At 63.8% G+C, this 22,206-nt stretch carries 18 protein-coding genes and 1 pseudogene; 13 read left to right on the top strand and 6 right to left on the bottom strand.

Annotated elements, in window-relative coordinates; all coding sequences use genetic code 11:
- Positions 1 to 323: 323 nt before the first annotated feature.
- Genes A176_RS17100 through A176_RS17090 form a run of 3 tightly spaced genes read right to left on the bottom strand, consistent with a single transcriptional unit; the run spans position 324 to position 2,370 of the window.
- Entirely contained in the window at positions 324 to 809 is a 486-nt protein-coding gene (locus A176_RS17100; RefSeq protein WP_044890462.1) for an SRPBCC family protein, read from the bottom strand.
- On the bottom strand, positions 806 to 1,330 hold the full coding sequence (locus A176_RS17095; protein ID WP_044890461.1) for a hypothetical protein: 525 nt from the start codon (positions 1,328 to 1,330) through the stop codon (positions 806 to 808). Before A176_RS17095 ends, A176_RS17100 begins: the two co-directional genes overlap by 4 nt.
- Positions 1,331 to 1,347: 17 nt before the next feature.
- Positions 1,348 to 2,370 carry a TonB C-terminal domain-containing protein gene (locus tag A176_RS17090; RefSeq protein ID WP_021781404.1) on the bottom strand — a complete coding sequence of 341 codons (1,023 nt, stop codon included), beginning with the start codon at positions 2,368 to 2,370 and terminating at the stop codon, positions 1,348 to 1,350.
- 611 nt (positions 2,371 to 2,981) lie between these two features.
- On the opposite strand from A176_RS17090, the gene A176_RS17085 reads away from it, so the two are divergent.
- Together A176_RS17085 and def are read left to right on the top strand one after the other, a co-directional pair.
- A complete protein-coding gene (locus tag A176_RS17085; protein WP_226994354.1) occupies positions 2,982 to 3,788 on the top strand; it encodes a ferritin-like domain-containing protein in 807 nt (268 codons plus the stop codon).
- A gap of 22 nt (positions 3,789 to 3,810) precedes the next feature.
- A complete protein-coding gene (gene def / locus A176_RS17080; RefSeq protein WP_002633488.1) occupies positions 3,811 to 4,413 on the top strand; it encodes a peptide deformylase in 603 nt (200 codons plus the stop codon).
- 34 nt (positions 4,414 to 4,447) lie between these two features.
- Here the strand turns inward: def and A176_RS17075 are convergent, their stop codons facing one another.
- Entirely contained in the window at positions 4,448 to 4,942 is a 495-nt protein-coding gene (locus A176_RS17075) for a PaaI family thioesterase (protein WP_002633487.1), read from the bottom strand.
- A gap of 122 nt (positions 4,943 to 5,064) precedes the next feature.
- Between A176_RS17075 and A176_RS17070 the strand changes: the two genes are divergently transcribed.
- From A176_RS17070 to A176_RS17060, 3 genes are read left to right on the top strand one after another with little or no spacing between them, the layout of a single operon-like run.
- Entirely contained in the window at positions 5,065 to 5,490 is a 426-nt protein-coding gene (locus A176_RS17070; RefSeq protein WP_021781403.1) for a YeeE/YedE family protein, read from the top strand.
- Positions 5,491 to 5,502: 12 nt separating this feature from the next.
- Positions 5,503 to 5,964 (top strand): DUF6691 family protein, encoded by a 462-nt coding sequence (locus A176_RS17065; protein ID WP_002633485.1) that lies wholly within the window; start codon positions 5,503 to 5,505, stop codon positions 5,962 to 5,964.
- Complete coding sequence (locus tag A176_RS17060; RefSeq protein ID WP_044890459.1) at positions 5,961 to 6,290, top strand: rhodanese-like domain-containing protein; 330 nt, start codon at positions 5,961 to 5,963, stop codon at positions 6,288 to 6,290. The genes A176_RS17065 and A176_RS17060 overlap by 4 nt, the downstream gene beginning before the upstream one ends.
- 94 nt (positions 6,291 to 6,384) lie before the next feature.
- On the opposite strand, the gene A176_RS17055 is transcribed toward A176_RS17060, so the two are convergent.
- Entirely contained in the window at positions 6,385 to 6,882 is a 498-nt protein-coding gene (locus A176_RS17055) for a hypothetical protein (protein ID WP_002633483.1), read from the bottom strand.
- Positions 6,883 to 7,301: 419 nt separating this feature from the next.
- On the opposite strand from A176_RS17055, the gene A176_RS17050 reads away from it, so the two are divergent.
- The 5 genes from A176_RS17050 (at position 7,302) to A176_RS38700 (ending at position 19,005) form a co-directional block, all read left to right on the top strand.
- Positions 7,302 to 8,150 (top strand): MBL fold metallo-hydrolase, encoded by an 849-nt coding sequence (locus tag A176_RS17050; RefSeq protein ID WP_044890458.1) that lies wholly within the window; start codon positions 7,302 to 7,304, stop codon positions 8,148 to 8,150.
- 216 nt (positions 8,151 to 8,366) lie between these two features.
- Positions 8,367 to 10,583 carry an MltF family protein gene (locus A176_RS17045; protein ID WP_002633481.1) on the top strand — a complete coding sequence of 739 codons (2,217 nt, stop codon included), beginning with the start codon at positions 8,367 to 8,369 and terminating at the stop codon, positions 10,581 to 10,583.
- 64 nt (positions 10,584 to 10,647) lie between these two features.
- Positions 10,648 to 11,805 (top strand): FAD-dependent monooxygenase, encoded by a 1,158-nt coding sequence (locus tag A176_RS17040; protein ID WP_002633480.1) that lies wholly within the window; start codon positions 10,648 to 10,650, stop codon positions 11,803 to 11,805.
- Positions 11,806 to 14,932: 3,127 nt separating this feature from the next.
- Entirely contained in the window at positions 14,933 to 18,535 is a 3,603-nt protein-coding gene (locus A176_RS38705; RefSeq protein ID WP_193409895.1) for an RHS repeat-associated core domain-containing protein, read from the top strand.
- A 17-nt stretch (positions 18,536 to 18,552) separates the two neighbouring features.
- Positions 18,553 to 19,005, top strand: a complete 453-nt coding sequence (locus A176_RS38700) for a hypothetical protein (protein WP_144429558.1) — start codon at positions 18,553 to 18,555, stop codon at positions 19,003 to 19,005.
- 332 nt (positions 19,006 to 19,337) lie between these two features.
- Here A176_RS38700 and A176_RS17035 read toward each other — a convergent pair whose 3' ends face one another.
- Positions 19,338 to 20,561 (bottom strand): IS701 family transposase, encoded by a 1,224-nt coding sequence (locus A176_RS17035; protein ID WP_021781402.1) that lies wholly within the window; start codon positions 20,559 to 20,561, stop codon positions 19,338 to 19,340.
- Between the two features lie 131 nt (positions 20,562 to 20,692).
- Here A176_RS17035 and A176_RS17030 point away from each other — a divergent pair, with 131 nt between their 5' ends.
- The 3 genes and pseudogenes from A176_RS17030 to A176_RS38035 all read left to right on the top strand — a co-directional run.
- Positions 20,693 to 20,989, top strand: coding sequence for a helix-turn-helix domain-containing protein (locus A176_RS17030; RefSeq protein ID WP_002639413.1), 297 nt, complete (start codon positions 20,693 to 20,695; stop codon positions 20,987 to 20,989).
- 159 nt (positions 20,990 to 21,148) lie between these two features.
- Positions 21,149 to 21,826 (top strand): IS630 family transposase, encoded by a 678-nt coding sequence (locus tag A176_RS38040; protein ID WP_082282761.1) that lies wholly within the window; start codon positions 21,149 to 21,151, stop codon positions 21,824 to 21,826.
- Between the two features lie 23 nt (positions 21,827 to 21,849).
- Positions 21,850 to 22,170, top strand: a pseudogene (locus A176_RS38035) (IS3 family transposase); the annotation flags it as partial.
- Positions 22,171 to 22,206: the final 36 nt, after the last annotated feature.

Here is a 22,206-nt window from a genome sequence, read left to right as displayed (position 1 = left end):
CGGACTCGAGAGGTTTTTCAGTGTCCGAGGGAGACGACGTCGAGGAGCCGCACGCAGCGGACGCAAGAAGACCTGCGACCGCGACGAGTCGAACGAAGTGAGTCAAATCCGAAACTCCGGTGAAAGATGTTGGCCGGACGGGGGCGGCGATCAATGCCTGACGCGCGTTTCGAGCCGGTTGCCGGGAGGGATTAGCATGTCGCGATGCTCAGCAGAAGACTCGGCCGAGTAGGACCCTGTCGATGAGACGCAGCAGGGACGCCCCGTGCCTTCCTCATCGGAACCGTGGGGGGCGGTGCAACCCCTGTCTTTGGAGGCGCGACTCAGTCTCGCGGTGCTTCGACGAAGGCCGCGAGGTTGGCCAACGTCGAGGTCATCCCCGCGAGGTGGTCTTCCTGCCGGATGCCCGCGGGGACGTTCTCGCAGACGATGGTGACCTCGGTGCCTTCCGCCCGCGGGGTCAGCTTCCAGGTCATGGTCATCGTGCCGGCGAAGGCCGGGTCATCGGATTCGAACTCGAAGCGCTGCACCACGCGCGCGTCGGGGACCAGCTCCACGAACTGGCCGTTGACGATGTCTTCACGCTCCGAGCTCTTGCCCGGTGCCGGATGCTCCGAGCGCTCGTATGTGAGCGTCATCCGGTACGTCCCGCCAGCGCGGGGGTCGAAGACCTGGATGTGGCCCTTCATTCCTTCGGGGGGAAGCCAGGTGGCCACCGCGTCGGGTTCCACGAAGGCACGGTAGATCGTGGCCGCTGACGCCGCGATGGTGCGCGAGGCTTTATCGGTTCTTCCGTTCGGGGAAGTCATGGGGCGTCCTGTTCGGGAGGCGCTCGCGGGGCACGTCGCTGGCGCGATGACGCCGTGGTGCGCTCCAGGGCCTTGGGGACCGCGGCTTTCGCGGCATCCGTCCGGACGGCTTCGACGTCCACCACGCGGGCCCCATCCGGAGGCACGGGAGGACCGAGGGTCACCACGAGTACGCGATAGGCCTCTTCCAGCCGTTTGTGCAGCTTGTTGAAGATGAGCTGCGCGGTGCCGGGCATGTCCTCGGTGTAGGTGAAGTACCAGCGCAGCTCATCGAGGCGGCCGTAGAAGTAGTCCACCACGGCCTGCTCCTGCTCCGGCAGGTGGATGAGCTGGTCGAAGGCGCCGCTGGCGTAGCGCGAGGTGATGCTGTCCAGCAGGGGGTCTCGGCTGCGCAAGCGGGAGAAGAGCGCGAACATCTCGTCCTTGCGAGCCTCGAGCCGACGCATGATGCCCGCCGCGTCCATCGCGAGCAGGTTCCGGACGCGGGACGCCATTTCATCGGCCTTCTTGCGACGAGCCATGGCCGGTCAGCCTAGCATCAGTAGACGCGCAGCAGGCGGGACTGGCACACGAACCGCGGGTTGCGGAAGTCGATGACCTCGATTTCTCCGGTGGTCTCCTCGAAGCGGCCCGCCAGGATGCCCGCGGTGCTCGCGGCGGCCACGTACCACGCGTCTTGGCCCTTCAGTTCTTCGAGCTTGCGCAGATACACAACGCGGCCTTCCACCGACCACAGCGTGTGGATGCCATCGGCGCGGACACCTCGCGCGCCGGCGGGAGGCGCGGCGAGCTTCGCCAACGAGCCAGGCACCGCGTTCAGGACGTAGGCGTCATACGCGGGATTGCCGCTCCGGGTGACGAGCTTCACGTCGCGCAAGGTGCCGTCCACGTTCTGCACCAACTCAAGCGTCACGAGGAGCTTCACCCCGCCGCCCGTGGCCACCCGCTGGATTTCCTCGCCGGCCTGGGCGAAGAGCCGTGGACGTTCCACGGACTCGTCTCCCGCGCGCTGCTGCAGACCGTAGAGCTGCTCCGAGGCCGTGGGCGTCCTGGGCTGCGTCCCGCCTCCCGCGCCGCCGGTCGCTCCGAACTGCTGGGCCTGGGTCGCCCAGGAGGACTTGGCTTGCCTCAACAGGCTCGTGCCTGGAAACACCGGTGCGTCTTCGAGCCCCTTCTCGAGCGCCGCTCGAAGCCGGCTGAAGTACGAATCGATGAGGCCATTGGCGACTCGCAGCTCCGCCTGATCGTCGACGATGAATTCCTCCACGCGGCCCGTGACGCGGGTCCGTTCCTGCGTGGCGAGTTCCTCGGCGGAAGGACTCGGGTCGCCGGGACGCAACGTCCTTCCTCCGGGCGTCTTCGGACCCGGGGTGGACGCTCCATCGGGGACGAGGAACGAGGGCAGCGACTCGGCGGTGCCCTTCGGTGGTGGGATGCGCCGGGGGGCATCGGGTGCCACCGCGAGCGGCTCCGGCGTTGTGCTCGGCTCTAGGTCGCCACCGGACGGAGCAGGTGGACTGTCGGGCAGGACCTCCGCGGGGGGCGCGGGAGCGGTGGCCATGTCCGCGCGTTCCGTGGGGCGATGCACGCCCTCGTCTGGAGGCGTCCGGTCCGGGACAGGTGAGGCTCGCGGAGCTTGGGTGGCGGTCCGTTCCGCTGGGGCTGACGGGGCGCCCCCGCGTGGCGCGGTCGAGCGAGGTCCCACTTTCGGACGCGGGCCGGGCGCCGCAGTATCGGGGGGACGTGGCTTGCGGTGGTCCGCGGGTGCCTCCTGCCCGTGGCTTGCCGCAGGGGACTGCGCGAGCGGGCCGCCCGGAGGCGTGGTGACGATTTCCACCACCAGCGGCGCCGAAGGCGGTGGCTTCAGGAGTGGCCGTTCCCGAGGCTCGATGCTCCAGAGAAGTGCGAGGAGGCCCGCATGAAGCGCGAGCGAGGCGAGGGCGGCCCAGCCGATTCGTCGAAGTCGCCGCATTCCGATTCCTTCTCGCCCGTGCACGTCCTCTTCCCGTCAGTCTTATCCACTCGGTACGGGGTGCCGCCTGACTATGTTTGGCGCCCCGCGGCATTGCATCCTGTCCGTGCGATGCCCAACGCAATGACTCACCGCGACACGGTATTCCTTTCACCCGGTCTGATGGCCACGTCGGGTACGCTCCGCCTTGCGAGGCCATCATGAACGACGAACCTGACGGCGGATGTTCGACGGTGCAGGGCCCGGTTCGAGGCCCCGGGCCGCCGAGAACGTCCCACGTCGTGTCCCTGCCCGAAGCGCTGCGGAGGCACGTCGCGGAGACCTGGGCCTTCCGGCGTCAGGAGGAACTGGACGCTGGGGCGCGGTTCGCCCGGCTGGGGGCATCGCTCGAACAGTTGGATGCCCCCGAGCCTCTGGTCTCGCTCGCACGGCGCGCGGCGGAGGATGAACGGCGCCACGCGGGCATGTGTGACCTGATGGCGCGCACCTATGGCCACGAGTCCTCCGGCGCTGACTCCCTCGGAGGGCAGACCGAGGACGCGGCACCCCCCGAGCTGGGCTTTCGCGAACGGGTGCTCTACGAAGTCGTCGCTGCCTGCTGCATCGCGGAGACGGAGAGCACCGCGGGGCTGACCTCGGTGCTTTCGGTGGAGGGGGCGCCCCGAGTGCGCGCGGTGCTGAGAGACATCCTTCGTGACGAGGTCGCGCACAGTCGGCTGGGCTGGGCCTACCTCGGCCACGTGTCGAAGGAGGGCTCGGTGGCGTTCCTTTCGCCGTACGTGCCCGCGATGTTGGAGTCCTGCATGGCGCCTCGGCTCTTCGCCCAAGGCTTCAGCGAAGCCGACAGCTCCCGGCTCCTGGCGCATGGCGTCCTGCCGTCCGCGCGCAAGGTGGAGGTCTTCATTCAGGCGCTCCATGACGTCGTCTTCCCGAGCCTGGAGCGCTGTGGGGTGGACACGTCCCATGCCCTGCGGTGGGCCGAGCGTCGTCGTGCCTCCGGGGCGTAGCGGGCCCTGCTACGGTGGCGCCATGGTGCTCAAGATTGTCCAGGCAGGGGAGCCGGTGCTGCGGCGGAAGGCGAGAGACCTGACGCTGGAGGAGATTGCCAGCCCGGAGACGCAGCGGCTCATCGAGCAGATGCGGGACACGATGCGAGACGCGCCGGGCGTGGGGCTCGCGGCGCCGCAGGTGGGCGTCGGGCTGCGGTTGATCGTCGTCGAGGACCGGGCGGAGTACCAGACGGGCCTGTCCGCCAAGGACCTCGCCGCGCGCGAGCGGTCGCCGGTCGCGTTCCACGTCCTCATCAATCCCAAGCTCGTCGTGGAGGACGCGACGACCGCGGAGTTTCACGAGGGCTGCCTGAGCGTGAGCGGCTACGCCGCGCTGGTGGCGCGAGCCCGGGGCGTGCGCGTGGAGGCCTTGGACGAGCGCGGCGCGCCCGTGACGGTGCGAGCGCGCGGCTGGTACGCGCGAATCCTCCAGCACGAGCTGGACCACCTGGATGGCGCGCTCTACGTGGACCGGATGGAGTCGCGGAGCTTCGCCACCGCGGAGAACCACCGGCGGCACCAGGCGGGCCGCACCACGGAGGAGCTTCGCGCCGAGCTGGGCTTGCCGGAGAAGCAGGGGTAGGGCGCCGTCGCGCCTGGTCCCCGTGCCGGGGCGTTCAGCCCTCCCGGCCGTGCGCCGCTGCCTTCAACCGCGCGGTGTCGACACGGACGAAGATGGAGTCACCCACCGCGGTCAGCGTCTCGCCGGCGTAGACCTCGCACAGGACCCGGCTCTTGCGGCCGACCTCGCCCTCGACGTGGGCGCGGAGGGTGAGCGGCACACCCATGGGCGTCGGCTTGATGAACTTCACGCCGAGGCTTCCGGTGACGCACTCGATGGACGGTTGGCTCCCAGGCGCGCGGCCTTCGGCGCGGTAGTGGTAGGCCATGGCCGTCCAGTTGGAATGGCAGTCCACCAGCATGGCAATCAGGCCGCCGTAGACGAGCTCCGGCCAGCCTGTGTACTGGGGCTCGGGCGTGTGCTGGGCCATGACGTGGACACCGTCCTCATGCCAGTAGCTCTGGATGTGCAGGCCGTGCGGGTTCTTGCCTCCGCAGCCGTAGCAGATGCCTTCCGGCGCGACGATTTCCTGGAGTGAAGCGGTTTCCATGCAGGGCCCTGAGTGAAGAGGAGGCGCGATGCGCGCATCCTGGCGCAGCGGGAGTCTTTCGTCTCGTGCGTTGGTGTATCGGTTGTGAATCCTCGACGGGGGCGTCAGTCTCCTGTTCGACGATGACTTCCGACATCCTGGCTCCGCTCCTTGGCGGGGCGCTCATCGGCTTGAGCGCTTCGCTGCTCCTCTTCACCCTCGGCCGGGTGGCCGGCATCAGCGGCGTGGTGGGCTCGCTGCTGATGCCCTCGCGTGGGGACGTCTCCTGGCGGCTTCAATTCTTCGGAGGGCTGCTGGCGGGCGGGCTGCTGCTCGCGTGGCTGCGTCCTCAGTCCTTCGCGGCACCGTCCACGCTGACGGCGAGCGGTGTGGCCCTGCTGGCTGGCGCGGGCTTGCTGGTGGGCATCGGCTCGACGCTGGGGAATGGCTGCACCAGTGGCCACGGCGTCTGTGGCATCAGCCGAGGCTCCCTCCGTTCCATCGTGGCCACGCTGACGTTCATGGCCACGGGTGTCCTCACCGTCTACCTGGTTCGCCACGTCTTCTAGCGAGTGCCCGTCATGCTTCGTGCTTTCAGTGCATTCTTCAGTGGTCTGCTCTTCGCCCTGGGACTGGGCATCAGTGGGATGACGGACCCGGCCAAGGTGCTGGGCTTCCTCGACGTCGCTGGGGCGTGGGATTACAGGCTCGCGTTCGTGATGGGCGGTGCCATCGCGGTGCATGCCGCGTTGCGGCCGCTCATCCGCAGGCGGGTGCGCCCCTTGTTCGCGGCGGGCTTCTCCGTCCCGGCGCTTCAGCGGGTGGATGCGAAGCTCGTCGCGGGGGCTGCCGTGTTCGGCGTGGGCTGGGGGCTCGGCGGTTATTGCCCGGGGCCCGCGTTGACGTCGCTGTCCACGGGGGCGTTGGCGCTGTGGGTCTTCGTCCCGGCCATGTTCGCGGGGATGTTCCTGGTCCAGGTGGTACAGAGACGAGAGCAGGCGAAGGTCGAAGTCTCACAGGTCCACCAGGGAGTCCGTTCATGAAGACTGTCATTGCGATCGCGGTCCTGTGCTTCGTCGGCTGTGCACACCAGCGTCCGGTGCGAGACGAGGCGCATCGGTTGGTGGAGTCCGGCGCACTGTTGGTGGACGTCCGGACGCCGCAAGAGTTCGCTGCGAGCCATCTGCCAGGGGCGGTGAACATCCCGGTGGACGAACTGCCACAGCGGCTGGGTGAGTTGGGTTCGCCGGAGCAGCCCGTGGTCGTCTACTGCGGCAGCGGAAAGCGGGCCAGCCGCGCCGAACAGCTCCTGAAGGAGCAGGGCTTCCAGCAGGTCGTCAACCTGGGCCCCATGTCTGCCTGGGAGTGACGGCGCGGTGCCGTGCCGACCTCACAACTGGGTTCGTGTGAGCTGGAGTCGGGCAGGGCGACGCGTTGGCCGATGGAGGTGGCCCTGCTGACTTTCAACGGGGGGGCGCGGGGGCCAGGTCGAGTCTGACGGAAAGCGGGTCAACGTCTTGGGCGAGCTGGGCGGACCGGATTCGGTCCACCGGGACCATCACGAGGTTCTTCAGGGTCGTCGTCGGAATCGGAGAGACTTCAAACGCAGTCGCGGTTCCGCGTTCAAGCGCTTCCGCGACAGGACGGCTCGCGAATCCCAGCAGGACATGCGCTCCATTTCTCAAACGATGGAGTTCGTATGAATTGACGGGCTGGGTGCGGTGGATGTTGGCGCTGCGGATGTTGCCAAGCGTCTCCGCAGGTGTGAAGCCGAACGTCCCCGTGGGCATGTTGATGACATAGGTCCCATCGAGGGTGGTCGCGAGCTCCCTGACGCGATTCCGAGCGCGAAGTGCCTCGATGTCACGAACGAAGTCCGACTCCGGTGGGGCCTGTGGCGTGGGGTTCGGGACGGGAGCGCTGGTCAAGGACTGCAGCAGCGGGACATCAAGGGCAATCACCGCTGCCGCGCCAACAAGCAGGACCGCCGCCGCCAGTCGAATGTATCGCTGAGCGAGGCTGGTCCCGCTCGCTTTGGGCTGCGGTGTACTGCTGGACGGTTCCGTTGGTTCAAGGGGCATTGGGCCGGCTTGGGCTGGATGGGGGGCTCCGCTGCGGTCTCTGCGACAGAGTCGTTATTCGCGCTCGATTGCTTCCCGGGACGCCCGGCACGCTTGATGCCTCCAGCGCCGTGAGCGGAGAGCCCACGAGGAATGCGATGGGCTTGCGTGCCTTGTGGATGGCGTCGAGCAGTGCATCGGGAGAAGGTCCGTGGTCATGCACGGACCTCACCTCTATCAGAAGTCGTGACGCCCGACTTTGCTGCCGCGGCTGTCCGCCGGGTTGCGGCGGAGTTCGGTTCGGACCATAAGTTGGGTGAATGCTGACCGAAGTCCAAGCCGGGCCGTACACCGTTCGCGGAGTCTCCGTGGGAGGCGTGTACACGTCCCTCCAGGTGCCCGAGTTGGACGTGGTGCTCGATGTCGGGCTGCCCATCCGTTCCTTCTGTGGCACCGACCGCATCTTCCTCAGCCACGCGCATCCGGACCACGCCAGTGGGCTCGGCTCCTTGCTGGGCGTCCGGCGCCTCATCGGCAAGGGTGCGCCCCAGGTCTTCCTGCCCGCGGAGATCGAGGCGAACGTCCAGGAGGCGCTCGCCGTCCTCTCCCGCCTCCACCACACCGCGATGGATGTTCGCACCGTGCCGATGCACCCGGGAGACGTGCAGCCGCTTGGCCACGGTCTCTTCGTGCGCGCGTTCCGGACACACCACCCGGTGCCTTCCCTGGGCTACCAGTTCTTCCGCCGCATCACGAAGCTCCGTCCCGAGCACCAGGGTCTCCCGCCGCAGGACATCGCGAGGCGGCGGCAAGCCGGTGAGGACCTCTTCGACACCGTCGAGCGCCTGGAGTTGGCGTACGCCACCGACACCGTGTCCCGCGTCCTGGAGACCGAGCCGAGCCTCTTCGATTCGCGCATCCTGATTCTCGAGTGCACCTTCATCGACGCCCGACACACGGTCGAGGACGCGCAGGCGCGAGCGCACCTCCACCTGGACGAACTCATCGCGCGCGCCAGCCAGTTCCGCAACGAGGCCATCGTGCTGATGCACTTCAGCCAGGCCTTCGCGCCCGAGTCCGTACATGCCACTTTGCGTGCGCGGCTGCCCTCCGAATTGTCCGAGCGCGTCCGCATCTTCGCGCCGGAAACGGGCCGCTGGTTCGGCTGAGCCTCCGCGCCTGACGCCGTGCACCGCGCACGCAATGTGAGTGTGCGCATGGCCGGGTGACGACCGCGCATCGCAATCCACCGACCAAGTCAACCCCGGGGGTGGGTTCAATCGACCATACGGAATCAGGTAGAGAATTCTGTCGAGGGTGTTCGTGCGCTTCCATCCGAGGGGTGGCGCGTCGCGGGCATCCGAAACGAAGGGGGAAGCAACCTGATGCCGTTGACCCGTCCGAGCCTGTCGTCCGCGCGGTGGCTCCTGTCCGCCGCGCTGTTCCTGATGGTCGCCTGTAAGCGCGAGCCCGCCGAAACGCCCGCGAAACCCGCCGCCGCCAAGGCCGCGTCGGCGTCCGCGAATCCGGAGGACTCACCGTTCCCGGAGGCGTTGGCGCACACGGGGGCCATCACCGAGCCTGTCTCCGCGCGGCTGAAGGAGGCTCCCTTCAAGGGAGATCTCCCGGAGCTCCAGAAGCGCGGCGTGCTGCGAGTGCTCGTGGAGGGCACCGACGAGGACTTCCTGCCGCGGCAGGGCATGCCGAAAGCGCAGGACCGGGCGCTGCTGGAGCGTTTCGCGGCCAAGCAGGGACTGACGGTGGAGTTCCTCACCGTGGACAGCTTCGACAAGCTCATCCCCCTGCTTCAAGAGGGGCGCGGCGACGTCATCGCCGCGGACCTGGCCGTGACGAAGGACCGGGAGAAGCAGGTCGCCTTCACGCGCCCGTTGACGCGGGTGAATGAAGTCCTGGTGGGACGCCGGGGCGCGGCGGACCTTCCGAAGGCGGTGGAGGACCTCGCGGGCAAGACGGTGCATGTGCGGCCCAGCTCCACCTTCGCCGCCTCGCTTCGGGCGCTGGAGAAGCAGGCACCGGGGCTCGTCATCGCCGACGCCGCGGAGTCCGTCGAGCCCGAGCACCTGGTCTGGCAGGTCTCCCGGGGTGAGATTCCCCTGACGGTGGTGGACAGCCACCTGCTCGCCGCCATCGAGACGTACAACACGGACGTCGAAGGGCTGTTCCCCATCGCCAAGGCCCGGCCGCTCGCGTGGGCCATGCGGCTGGAGAACCCGAAGCTCCGCGCGGAGCTGAACACGTTCCTCGTCGAGTTCGCCCTCACCGAGTACCGCGAGCAGCGGTTCACGGGAGACCTGGACGCCATCCGCAAGCGCGGCGTGCTGCGCGTGCTCACGCGCAACAGCGCCGTCACCTACTACCTTCACCGAGGCGACCAGGCCGGCTTCGACTTCCACCTGGCGAACATGGTGGCGAAGGAGCTCGACGTGCGGCTGGAGATCGTGGTTCCGCCCACCTTCGATCAGCTCATCCCGTGGTTGACCGAAGGGCGGGGCGACATGATTGCCGCCTCGATGACGGACACGGAAGCCCGTGGGAAGCAGGTGGGCTTCAGCCGTCCGTACCTCTACACGGACGAGGTGCTCGTCCAGCGCGCGGGTGCGCCGAAGCTCGCATCCCTGGACGATTTGAAGGGCAAGACGATCCACGTTCCGAAGGGCGCCAGCCACTTCGCCACGGTGAACGCCTTGAAGGACGCCCACGGTTTCAAGCTCGTCGAGGAGCCCGAGGACCAGGAGATCAGCGCGCTGCTGGACCGGATCGCCGCTGGCGAGATTGCGTACACCGTCACCGACAGCCACATCCTCGCGGCGGAGCAGGTGTTCCGCGATGACGTCGAGGCCGCGCTCACCTTGCCGGGGCAGGGCGAGCCCGCGGGGAAGGACGGCCATTACGGCATCGCCTTCGCCATCCGGAAGGAGAACGCGCAGTTGCGTGAGTTCCTCGACGCCTTCGTGAAGAAGACCTACCGCGGCGTCGAGTACAACATGACGCGCCGGCGCTACTTCGAAAGCCGCCGCAAGCAGGCGCCTCCGGCGAGCCTCGCGAGCGCGGAAGGGAGCATCTCTCCGTACGACGGGTTGGTGCAGTCGTACGCGGCGCGCTACGGCCTGGATTGGCGGTTGATGGTGGCGCAGATGTTCCAGGAGAGCCGCTTCGACCCGAAGGCCCGCAGCTTCGTGGGGGCGCAAGGCCTCTTCCAGGTGATGCCGTTGACGGGGAAGGAGCTGGGCTTCGTCCAACTCGAGGACCCCGAGCAGGGCATCCACGCGGGTGTGAAGTACATGCACCAGATGCTGGGCCGGATTGCCCCGGAGATTCCCTTCAAGCAGCGGCTGCGCTTCGCGCTGGCTTCGTACAACGCGGGCCTGGGACACGTCCTGGACGCGCGCCGCCTGGCCACGGAGCAGGGATTGGATCCGAACAAGTGGTACGGAAACGTGGAGAAGGCGATGTTGCTGCTGGAGAAGCCCCAGTACTTCCAGCGCGCCAGGCACGGATACGTCCGAGGCACCGAGCCCGTGAAGTATGTGTCGGAGATTCAAACCCGGTACGGGAACTACGTGGCGGTGGTGCAGCACTGAGCTTGTGCCACTGGATGACACATGACTCACGACTCGCTGCGCCGTTCCTGTTAAAGCGCGGGTCATGAGCACGTCATCGCCCAGGCATGTTCTCGTCGCTGGAGCTGGAATCGGTGGACTCACGCTGGCCTGCGCGCTTCGGCGCGCGGGCCTCTCCGTCACCGTCTTCGAGCGCTCGGAGGCCTTGAAGTGGGTGGGCGCGGGGCTCACGGTGCAGATGAACGCGACCGCTGCGCTGCGTCGCATCGGCCTGTGTGACGAGGTCACGCGGGCCGGTGCGTGCCCCACGGACAGCGCCATCTTGCGACCCTCGGGTTCCGCGCTCACGCGGCTGCCCGTGGCGCGGATTCAGGAAGAGATGGGATTGCCGCTCGTGTGCATCCATCGCGCGCGGCTCCAGTCGCTGTTGCTGGCCCACGCCGGAGAGGAGAACGTCCGGCTGGGCCTCACCGTGACGGCGTTCCACGATGATGGGCAGACCGTCACGGTGCGCCTGTCGGACGGCAGCTCGGTGACGGGCGACGCGCTGGTCGGGGCGGACGGGTTGCGCTCGGTGGTGCGTGGTGCGCTCTGGGGCGACGCGCCGCTGCGTTACTCGGGTTACACGAGCTGGCGGGGCGTGTGTGCCGACGTGCAGGGCGTGACGCCGGGGCTTGTCTCCGAGACGTGGGGACCGGGCGCGCGCTTCGGCGTGGTGCCCATCGGCTTCGGGCAGACGTACTGGTTCGCCACGAAGAACGCGCCAGCGGGGGGCAAGGACGCTCCCGGCGAAGCGAAGGCCCAGTTGCAGTCGCTGTTCGCGGGCTGGCACGCGCCCATTGAAAGCCTCATCGCCGCGACGGACGAAGCGAACATCGTCCGCACGGACATCCACGACCGGCCGCCTGCGAGCCGCTGGAGCCGGGGCCGGGTGACGCTGTTGGGAGACGCCGCGCACCCGATGACGCCGAATATGGGGCAGGGCGGTTGTCAGGCCATCGAGGACGCCGTGGAGCTGAGCGAGTGCATCGCGGGAGAGACGCCCGTGGAGGCGGCCTTGGCGGCTTACGAGTCACGCCGCCGCGAATGGGCCAATACCTTTGTCACTCGTTCGTGGAGTCTGGGCCGAGTCGCACAGTGGGAGAGTGCCGTGGGGCGATTTGTCCGCAACGCGCTCTTTCAATGCGTGCCCAGCGGGCTCGCGGCCCGGCAACTTCGGGCCCTGGTTCGCGACGCGACCTGACTACATCACGGCGCTCACCGTATTAACTGACGGGCTTTTCCTTTTTTGACGATAGGTTTTGATTGGTTTTCTGGCTGTTCCGTTTGTCGGAAGGCCGAGAGGACTGTCGTACTCATCCGAGTCGTCCATGCCCCACGGGCAGTGTCAGTTCGAATCTGTACAGTCGATCTCGGTCTCTCGTAGACCCGTGACCGGTTTCGGACAGGTCACGCCCAATGTGGAGGTCGTGGATGTTTTGGAAGCGAGGGGGGCTGTCGCGCCTTGCGTGGCTGGGATGGGGAGGGATGACTGCGTTTGCCATTGTGTCTACGGGATGTGAACCGTCTGTAGACAGGGCAGGGGTGCCGAATCCTTCGCCCAGGGAGGACGTTTCGCCGGTGGTCACTGAGTGGCGGCCAAGTCCTTCCTCAAAGCCGGCCTCCAAGGCGCTAGGTGATGATTGCAGTGCACACGGAGCGTCGGAATGTCTCAGCAACCTATGTGTGCGTACGCGCTCCGAACAAGGATTGGGATACGTATGCAGTCAGTCCTGTGAACAAAAGTCGGACTGCCCCGAATCATGGCGATGCGTGAGTGTCGTTCCAGGAGCCGCTGAATCGATTTGTCTGCCTCCGAGGGGGAATCGCTAGGAGGCTTGCTTTCGCGGACTTGTTACTTCGCGGCATGTTTCGGGTTGGTTTTTGTGTGGCTTTGTTTGGCGCTGTTTTTTCATGGCGGAGTTGGTGATGGAAACGTTGCGACGCAGTTCCAGGTGGCGAGGAGGGGCAATCCTCTTCTCGATTGTGTTTACTGCCGTCGGCGCATACGCGCTGAGCGGTTCGGAAGCGGTGACAGACGACGAGTTGGACGCAATCGCCGAGAAGGCAGCGTTCAGCCCCCTGCCCGCAGTAGGAGGCGCGACATCGTTCCCCGCATCGCCAGACAGTACAATTGAGTTTGGCTCACTGCAGCCCTCGTATTCTCACGTGGACTTCTCTCTGAGAGGGCCTCTAGGACGATTGAACCTGACTCGCTTCGCATCGGGGCCCAAAGGGGCTTGGCAGGTGGCCCAGCCAGCCCGAAAGCTGGGCTCGCCCTTTGGATTCATCGAGGGCCCGGCCCCAACTCCAAGGATGCAGTGGTGGCATAGCCTCCATAGCTACATTCTGGAAAAAACAGAGACGCGCACGGGCGCTGCATGTACTCCCGAATCTCCTGGTGTCGACTGTCAGACGAAGCACTGGGATGTTTTTGGCGGGGGCGCGGGCGTCATGACCTCGTTCTTCGCGTGCGAAGAGACCAATTGCTTCGGGTCCAATTCCTCGGAGCAGTCTTTGAAGGTACAGAAGGTAGGGGAGCAGCTCATCGTTCATGCGGCCGATGGTCGGTATTACTACGAGCCAGTGGACCGTCGTGACATCAATGTGGGCTGGGGCACAACCAACTTCAATCGAACCTGGGAGCGGGCTTGGTATTTGAGCTACATCGAGTCGCGTCAGTACGATGCGGCTGCGTGTTCGGAGCAAGGAAAGGAAGATGCAGGGAGCGACGTCGTGGGTTCTTGTCATCGCCGCGTCGCGCGACTTTATTACGAGATTCCTGACGAGTGTGGTGGCGACGAGGGTGAGTTAACGGATGTCACGGTCGGAGCGGATTTTCCCATGCTCCGGAGCGCGGTTGCGGGCACTGGCTCACAGCTCGTGTTCAGGTATCAGTCGCTGCCATCACGTGCATCCTCATTGTTGGGAGGGAAGACTCACGAGTGTGTACTCGCGTCAGTGGATGTTGTTGGGCGGGATGGTGCTGTTGAGGCCGAGGCTGTCACGTATCAATATCTCGACGGAATGGCCGGAATCCTGACCGAAGCGCGGTGGCCCGACCAGCCTGGGAATACGGTGACGGGGGCCGTGCTCGAATATGCATACCAACTGGATGGAGGTCAGCTTCCTGCTCCGGCGCACTCGGTGTGGGAGGTGAAGCGGAATGGCGTATCGGTCGTCCGTCAATACCTTGCTGATGCTGGATATGTTTTGCGAGACACGCACGCATATGGCGGGTCGGACCTGAAAAGTACGCACTTCGTCGGAGCCGAGAACAACGGTTGCTGGCCCGGTTCGTTCTCGAATGATCCGAACAGTTCGTGCCGTACCCAGGCGCAATTCGTCAGAACGGATTCTCCGCAATTCGGTGATGGGACCGGTACAGCCGCGGGGAGTGTGTATCGCTGGCACGATTTGTCGGTGGCAGGTGAGAAGCCGAGAGGGGACCAAGGGCCTCGACTGTTCCATTCCTTTGCAAGTGCGAGCTGTGGATTCCAGTGTATCGCGATGGAATCACCATTGATTCCATCAAATGAGAATCGGTGGACGTGGGGCTGGATTGACGCGCCATGGCATGGAGGGGCGGTCGATGTGCCCCGCACGGCACAGGGGGCCAATGGCGCGTACACCGTTTATGAAACCGCCCTGGCCTGGCCATCGAATGCGGATGCGGGCGCTTACCTTCCACCGGCGGAGTTGCGGCGAGCTTATCTGGGGGCTGCGGACTCGGATGGTGGAGTGCCATTGTTGACCCATGAGTACACCTATACCTACGGTGGCGCGGAACGCCCCGCAGCCCGGCGTGCATTCGAGCAGCTGGTTGAGACAGAGTCTACTCCTTCAGCCTTCGCGGAAGAGAGCCCTAGCCTCAAAGCGACTACTCGAAGGAATTATGATCCAAGGACCAATCGCCTGCGGAGTGTGATTCAGTCGGGACAGACGCTAAAATTCAATCCTGTGTCGAATGCCTGGGGGCGGGTGTCTCGAGCTGTCGGGATATTTTACGATACGAGTGACGTCTGTTCTGGGGGGGGGAGGACCTCAAGGGGCGCGTGCGTTCAGTCTCAGGGCCTTGTGAAGTCGAGGACGATTCGGCGACTTCGTGTGGCGCCAATTCCAATGCGGTTGCTGTTGTTTATGACTATTGGCCCGATAATGAACTCGGGAACCGGGCCGGCCATTTGAAGGCTAAGAGGGTGTATCCGAATGGCTGTAGCTCTACGCCGATTGTGACTCAACACGAGGACTACGACGCGCGAGGCCGATTGCTGGCTTCGACGGACGCCAATGGGGTAGGGACCTCCTTCGTGTACGAAGGAAGCCAGTTGGTGAAGAAAGTCGAAGCGGTTGGAACGTCGCTCGAGCGGGTCACCGAATTCGGCTATGACGATGGCGTAACGCATGGCGACTACATCAAAAGCATGGACGGTCGCTATGAGGTGCTTTGCTTCAGGCGGAATACCGTGCTGGGGCAAGGATGCGTTGGGGGCGAGCGCACGCACTTGTTGCAGTGGAAGGCTTTCTCGAGTGTCCCATCAGGAGCAACTCACTCCGAGCGTGTTGATTACACGTATCACGATGGCAAGTTGCGGAGTGAGACTTACCGGGACGCCACTAACCAGGTGCGCCGCACGCGTTACTTCGAGGGCGACCCGCTTGGGCGGCAAACCTTCGAATCCTGGGGGGCGGCAGCCCCAGCCAGTCCATCTGAGAATGTCTTTTCCCAGGTGAGTCTGTTCGACAAGGCAAACAACCGTATTGGTCAGGGCAGTCCCTACCAATCGAGTTCAACTGCGCCCGAACCCTTGTGCGGCGGGTTTGACCCCAGCAGTGCCGGGGAGCACCGCATGCCCGCAAGCCCTCAGTGCAAGGCGTTCATGTATGATCGTCTGAGCAGGTTGATTGGGTTCATGGAGCCGCCAGAGAGTGGAAGCAGCAATAGCCCCGCTGTGAAGGCGTGTTTTACATATAGCAATGCGGGACATCTGCGAACCGTGCGTCTAGGCTGCCCGGGCGGAAGTGGCCCGGCGGGAGATTGCAGTCAGTGCACGCAGCCTCCCTTTGAATATCGGCACGACGATTTCGGGAATGTTGTCTCAGCCGTAACGCCTTGGCGTCAAACAGGGGCTTATCGGTTTGAGTATGACGCCGCAGGGAATCGTGTGCGGAATCAGACGCCTACCATGGGAAACATCGTCGGACATCAGTGGGTGGAGAATACCTACGACGGCCTGGGGCGTGTCTTGAAGTCCGAGGCCGTGCGCTTCCCCGTCGGCGTTGGCGGATTGAGCCGAGAGACACTTTTTGAGTACAGGTATGATCAACAGGTGACGCCGCCATGGGGATGCCCTGCTTATGCAGCGAGTCTGTCTTCATTGTCCATGGGACGTCCTCAAGTTCTGACAGATTCGTTCGGCGATACGTGGTATCGATATGATGTGCATGGGAATGTGATTGGTAAGTATCGTGTGCGAAATCGACCTGGTGTTCCGCCACGCACGGACGCCTGTTTTTTCACAGGCGGTCATCATCGCTACTACGATGGTCCGGGACGGTTGAGGAGTGAAACGTATCCGAGTGGAAGAGGTATGCTGTATGAATACCATCCGGCGCCTGGCTCCCACCGAATCCAGTCTGTATCCGCCACGACTGTAGACGGCGCTGGATTGTGGTCGTCACTTCAGCCGCTGGTAGAAAATGTGCAGTGGGAGCCTTTTGCTGGATTGCGCTCTTATGTGCTGATTGCTCCTACTGCTCCGGATGGAGCTCAGAAGGCAAAAGTCGAGTACCATTGGACCGGGTCCAATCAGCCCATAACGAGCTGCAGCAGCACGTCGTTTTCGACAGGCTCGGATTCAACTGGGCGAATGTTCGGACTGACGGTTTCGAAGGCGGAAGCTGGCGGGGTGATGGGCGACATCTTCAAGCGTGTCTACACGTGGCGAGCAGACCAGTTGCTGCAGGAAGACACGTGCTTATTGGAGACGGGGACTGTGCCGCCGAACTCCATCCGCTATGCTGAGTCGTCAAGTGGCGTCGCGGGTTATGACTCCCGGTTGCAGTTGCGCCACGCGAGGGAACTCTCCAACGCATCAGCGGGCGCGGGTGGTTCGTTCTCAAGTCGCTACTATGAGTACGATACGCGAGGAAATCGCACGTTTGATTTGCATGATGGATGGAGTTTTGATTTTGAGTACAGTGGAAGTGGCACATCTGCTGATAGGTTGATGACACGCACGTTGTCCGTTCCCGCGTGTAGTTCCCCTCCATGCGCCCGGCCAATTTCGGTGACACAGCGGTACCAGTATGATGCCGATGGCCGCGTGACGAGAGTGGCGGGACACAAGAGGCATTCTGATAGCGTATCGTCCCCGATCAACTACCTTGATCTAGACCCTTCGATGGATGGCACGAATGCCGCGATCGGTGCGGTTTATCGCGAGGTGGAGGATTCAGACGGGAGAAGATATGAGTATTTTTATGATGTCGCAGGGCGGCGTCGACTGAAGCGTTACATGGGGGCCTCCACCGGGAGCGTTTTGGATGATGAGTACTTCTATGACGGAGTGAACCTCATCGAAGACCGAGGCCACACGAGTCTCAATCCGGCGACAGCGGACGGCGTTTATGATGAGTACATTTGGCTGGCTGGTCGGCCGATTGCGTTCTTCAAGCGGCGAGTCAATCGGGATGGCCCGCCTGTTGCCGATTTTGTGGGAGATTGTCCTCGCAATGGAGAGCCTGCTCCCTGTGGCTTGTATTTTGTCGTAACGGACAGAATGGGGAAGCCTGTTCTTACGATGAATTCCAGTCGTCTGGTTTCGGGCGTTGCTGATTATGATCCATTTGGACATGTCAATCGTACCGCCCTCGTCGTAGACACGCCGCTCGGGGTTGCTCCGCAGCAGACTGCATTGATGGCAACCTTGCAGGCTCCGACCTCTACGGCAACCACGACGCAGGTTCGTCTGCGCGCGTCCTTTGTTGATTTTCAGAACACGGACAGTCGCGTCTATCTCGCTGATGGTGCCGGCGCTCCGATGACTGGCGTGAATGGATTGTCGTCAATGATTCATCATGACCAGGGATTCCTTCCGGTTACGCCGTGGACGGGCGTCGAGGCCGACGGGTCACTTCAGGTGATGTATCGTGCCTCGAAAACCACGGCACAGAATGACGATGAAGCTTCTCTGTCTGGATTCGAGTATCGTCGGTTCCAGGTTGGTGCCTCTCCCGTTTGGACGCCCCTTCGGTTTCCCGGGCAGTATCACGATGCGGAGACAGACCTCTTCGAGAACTGGAATCGGTATTACGACGCTGCTATAGGGCGGTATTTTGGCCCGGATCCTATGCTTCAGGACCCAGCATATGCGCTGAATGCAGCGCAACGAGGCATGGGCGTTCCGGCCTATGCCTATGCGCACAACAATCCGGTGTACTATACAGACCCTTCCGGTAAGGCGGTCCCTCTCCTCCTGGGGCTCGTGTGCGTCGGCGGTGTTTGCGAGGCGGCAGTCGCGGCAGCTGCAGTTGGGGCGACCATCGCGACTGCCTATATCGCAGCCAAGGTCATGCCGCACTTGTCCGAAGGTAGTGAGGAAGAGGCAGCTCCCACTTTGGGAGAGTCTATCGGGCGAGGGCATGCTGCCGGAAAACACGAAGGAGAATTTGAGGAAATAGGAATCACAGAGGAAGCTCTTCCAGGGTTCATTGATGAAGTGATTGAAGAGGCCAAGGCGACTGAGGGAAGGGTTATCCCCTTGAAGAGAGGTCGAACTGCATATATTGACCCTGAGTCAGAGACTGTTGTGATTCACGACCCTGGTCATCCTGATTTGGGCACCGCCATGAGGCCGACGATCGAAGGGACCGACAAATCCAATTACAAGGAATACGTCAAAACTCTTCGAAGTGAATTGAGGAAAAAGTAGCTAGTTGAGTCTGGTCTTTGTTTGTTTTTGAAGTGTTTTTGATTGGTGTGTTCATGAGAATTCAGCCGCGATGTTCCGAATCCGAACTTGCAGCTCTGAAGGAGATGACGGCGTACATGCGGGCCCACGTTTGGGAGGGGCGCGGTCATCCAGTCGAGCACAGCCTTGCACTTTGGCAGGATCTGGCATACACGCTTGACGAGTATACGGGTGGAATTGATGATTATATTTACTCGCTGTATTCTCGGAATGGGCTTGAGAACATCATTGGAAAACTCCCTGGGCATCACAGCGAACTGCTGCGAAGGTTGGTCGACGAAGCCGATGAGGCGTTTCGCAAGGTCACCCGGGATGATGGAGGACAAAGCTTGTCGGAATTCCTCATGCCGGAAGAGAGCCGAGGTTGGTGGTACAGTCGTCGCCCGAACACTGGCCCACTAAATGCCTATCTGGATGCGGCTGTGGATTGATCGCGAATGATATGGGGTTGGATCTGTGTTTTCCGTGCATTGTGAGAGCGTGAGGCGCAATCCCAGCGAGCGCCGCCACGAATGAGGCCTTGCTCGTATGCTTGAAACAGGCCCTGGGAAGTTATCCCAGGGCCCGTTGATGTAGCTCTAGTCCTACAGTTGCAGTTTGAACCGCGCCTTTCGGGCGCGGTAGTGGCACTGCATAGCCACGGTTTGGTGGTGGCGTCGCCAGCGACTCCAGTCCAGGACATGTGCAATCGAAGCCTCTGCACGCCGCAGGAGCGCCACCAGAAGCGCTCGCACTTCCTGGAAGGAGTAGCGGACGAATGCCGTCAGTGAAGGCCGCGCCGGACGAGAAACGCTCGCATTGGGTTTCTGCGTCTCGGCAGGCCGAGCGCTTTTGGGGGCAGCCCCTCCTGGAGTTGCAGATTGGCCATGGCACGCGCGGCAGCGAGAAAGACGTGGGCCACCAGGCACAACGTCATGTGCCGATGCCAAGCCGTCCAGGTGCGCACCTCATAGTCGGCGAGCCCCACCTCGTTCTTGGCGGATTCGAAGTCCTCCTCCACGGCCCACCGACTGCCCGCTGCGCGCACCATCGACTCCAGCGAGGCATTGCGTCGGGCATGGGCGACGTAGAAGGCCACCTTGCCGTCCACGAGGCCTCTGCGAAATAGCAGCCACCGCGAGAGGCCCAGGTGTCGGTTGAGACGCATGCGCGCCCAGTCGTAAAGGCGTGGCCCCTTGGTACCCGCTCCCGCGGACAGGCGCACCCAGTCCTCTGGCGCGATGTCCTTCACCATGTCGCCCGGCTTCACCTGGTAGAAGCCGCGCCAGACGTGCGTGTTGGAAGCCACCGCCAGCACGTAGGGCTGGTGCAAGTCTTCAAGGAAGCGGCGCAGGGTGGTGTCCCGCCCGTAGACTTCATCCCCCACCACCCACGCGGGCTTCAGTCCCGCGCCCAGCGCCCGTTGCAGCATGCCTTGCGCAAGTGCCGGCTTGGATTCAAAGCCCACCTCGTCCGGAATGCCTCCCACTTCGCGGCGCCCAGCGTCTTCCGCCCACGACTCCGGTAGGTACAACTCCCGGTCCACCAGCGCATGCCCGTGAGGCGTCGCGTACGAGAGGAAGACGCCCACCTGTGCGTTCTCCACCTTGCCCGCCGTGCCCGTGTACTGGCGCGCGACGCCCACCGACTTCGCTCCCTTCTTCAGGAAGCCCGTCTCGTCCACCGCCAGAATGCCGCCTTCGCCCAGCGCCCGGCGCGCGTACTCCAGCACGTCGTCCCGCACTACATCCGCATCCCACTTCGCACGCAGCAGCAGGTGCTGGAAGGCATAGGGCGCTCGATGCCCTGCATCCTCCGAAAGGCCCCACATATTCTTGCGCTGCGCCCGCCCCAGCAGGGATTTCACGTACTCGACGGCGGCGGCATGCGCCTCGCGCCGGCGGAAATGCGGCTGCAGCCAAGCGCCTATCGACTCCAGCTCCGTCACGAGACGGCCGACCAGCCGGACTTCCGGTGCCTGGGCTTCTGTGTCTGATGGTTGCCGCATGGGAAGTCTCGCTCCTCCCCCTCCTGTTCCTTCAACAGGAGGAGGACTGCGGAGTCTTCCGAACTACAACTGTAGGACTAGTCCTCTGACCGGGAGGAGATTAACGGGCGGTCCGCGCGTGTTCCCCAGGCATGAGGGGGCACGCACGGAATCAAGGGCTGAAGCTGAAGCAGGCGGACAGCGCAGCGCTGGAGGCGCTGACACACCGCGGGCGCGAGTCGGTGCGTGTGTTGATGCGAGCGAGGGCACTGCAGTTGCTGGCCGAGGGCTGGACGGTGGTGGGCGCGGCCGAGGCAGTAGGCGTCACGCAAACAACGGTGCGCAACGTACGCCGCCGCTACCTGAAGGAAGGGCTGGGCGGGGCGCTGCATGAGAGGCCACGGCCCGGAGCGGCGCGGCTTCTGACGGAGAGGCAGGCCAGCGAGTAGTCGCCATGGTGTGCGCGCCGCCGCCGGAGGGCCGTGCCCGCTGGACGGTACGCCTCATTGCCGAGGAGGCGGTGCGCAGGGGCTTCGTTGCGAAGGTAGGGCGAGAGACCGTGCGCGAACTACTCCTGCGCCATGATTTGAAGCCTTGGCGGGAAAAAAATGTGGTGCGTGCCAAAGCTGGACGCTCAGTACATCGAGCGCATGGAGGACGTACTGGAACTGTACGCGCGCCCGCTATGCCCGGCGGAACCTGTCGTCTGCTTCGATGAGAGGCCCGTGCAACTGCTGGAGTGGGTGCGTCCTGCTTCACCTGCCGGCCCTGGGCGGGAAGCTCGCCAAGACTACGCCTACTTTCGTTGCGGCACCGCCAATCTCTTCTGTGCAGTGGAGCCCAAAGAGGGCTGGCACTTCGTGAAGGCTACTTCCAACAGGAAGAGCGAGGCGTTCGCAGAAGCGCTGCGAGACGTTGCCAACCACTACCCGAGAGCAGAAACCATTCACCTGGTGCTCGACAACCTCAGCACCCACTCCTGTCGAGCCTTGGAGGTACGATTCGGGGTACGAGCAGGTCGTCGACTCTGGCGCCGCTTCACTGTGCATTTCACGCCCGTGCACGGCAGTTGGCTCAATCAAGCTGAGATAGAGATTTCCCTTCTCTCCCGTCAGTGCCTGGGCAAGCGGCGCATCCCAACCCTCGACAAGCTCGACCAGGAAACAGACGCATGGGAGCAGTGGGCCAACCACCAGCGACTCCGAGTCTGCTGGCGGTTCACCATCCCAAAGGCTCGGGCGAGATTCGGATACGACCCACCAAACTTCTCCCGGTCAGAGGACTAGGGGCCCTCAACATGTCGCTCCCCGGGCGCGAAGCGCCTGCGGTTCATCACTCCGACAGGGGCTGCCAATACGCCAGCGAGGACTACCGGGAGCGGCTCAACGAGCACGGAGTCACCTGCTCGATGAGCCGCAAGGGCAATTGCTGGGACAATGCCGTGGTGGAGAGCTTCTTCAGCAGCTTGAAGTTGGAGGTTGTCCACACGCGAAGCTTCCGGACGCGCGAAGAGGCTCGACGGGTGCTGTTCGATTACATTGAGGTGTTCTACAACCGGAAGCGTCGTCACTCCTCACTCGGCTACGTCAGCCCAGTGGAATACGAGCGAACGACTGAAGTGCGAAGGTAGGCGGCGTAGTCAACCCGTCCACCGAAACGGGTGAGG

Origin of the sequence: Myxococcus hansupus (assembly GCF_000280925.3) — a bacterium.
GTDB classification, from domain to species: Bacteria; Myxococcota; Myxococcia; order Myxococcales; family Myxococcaceae; genus Myxococcus; species Myxococcus hansupus.
Note: the sequence above shows the minus strand (reverse complement) of the source record. Positions and strands in the feature narration are given on the sequence as shown.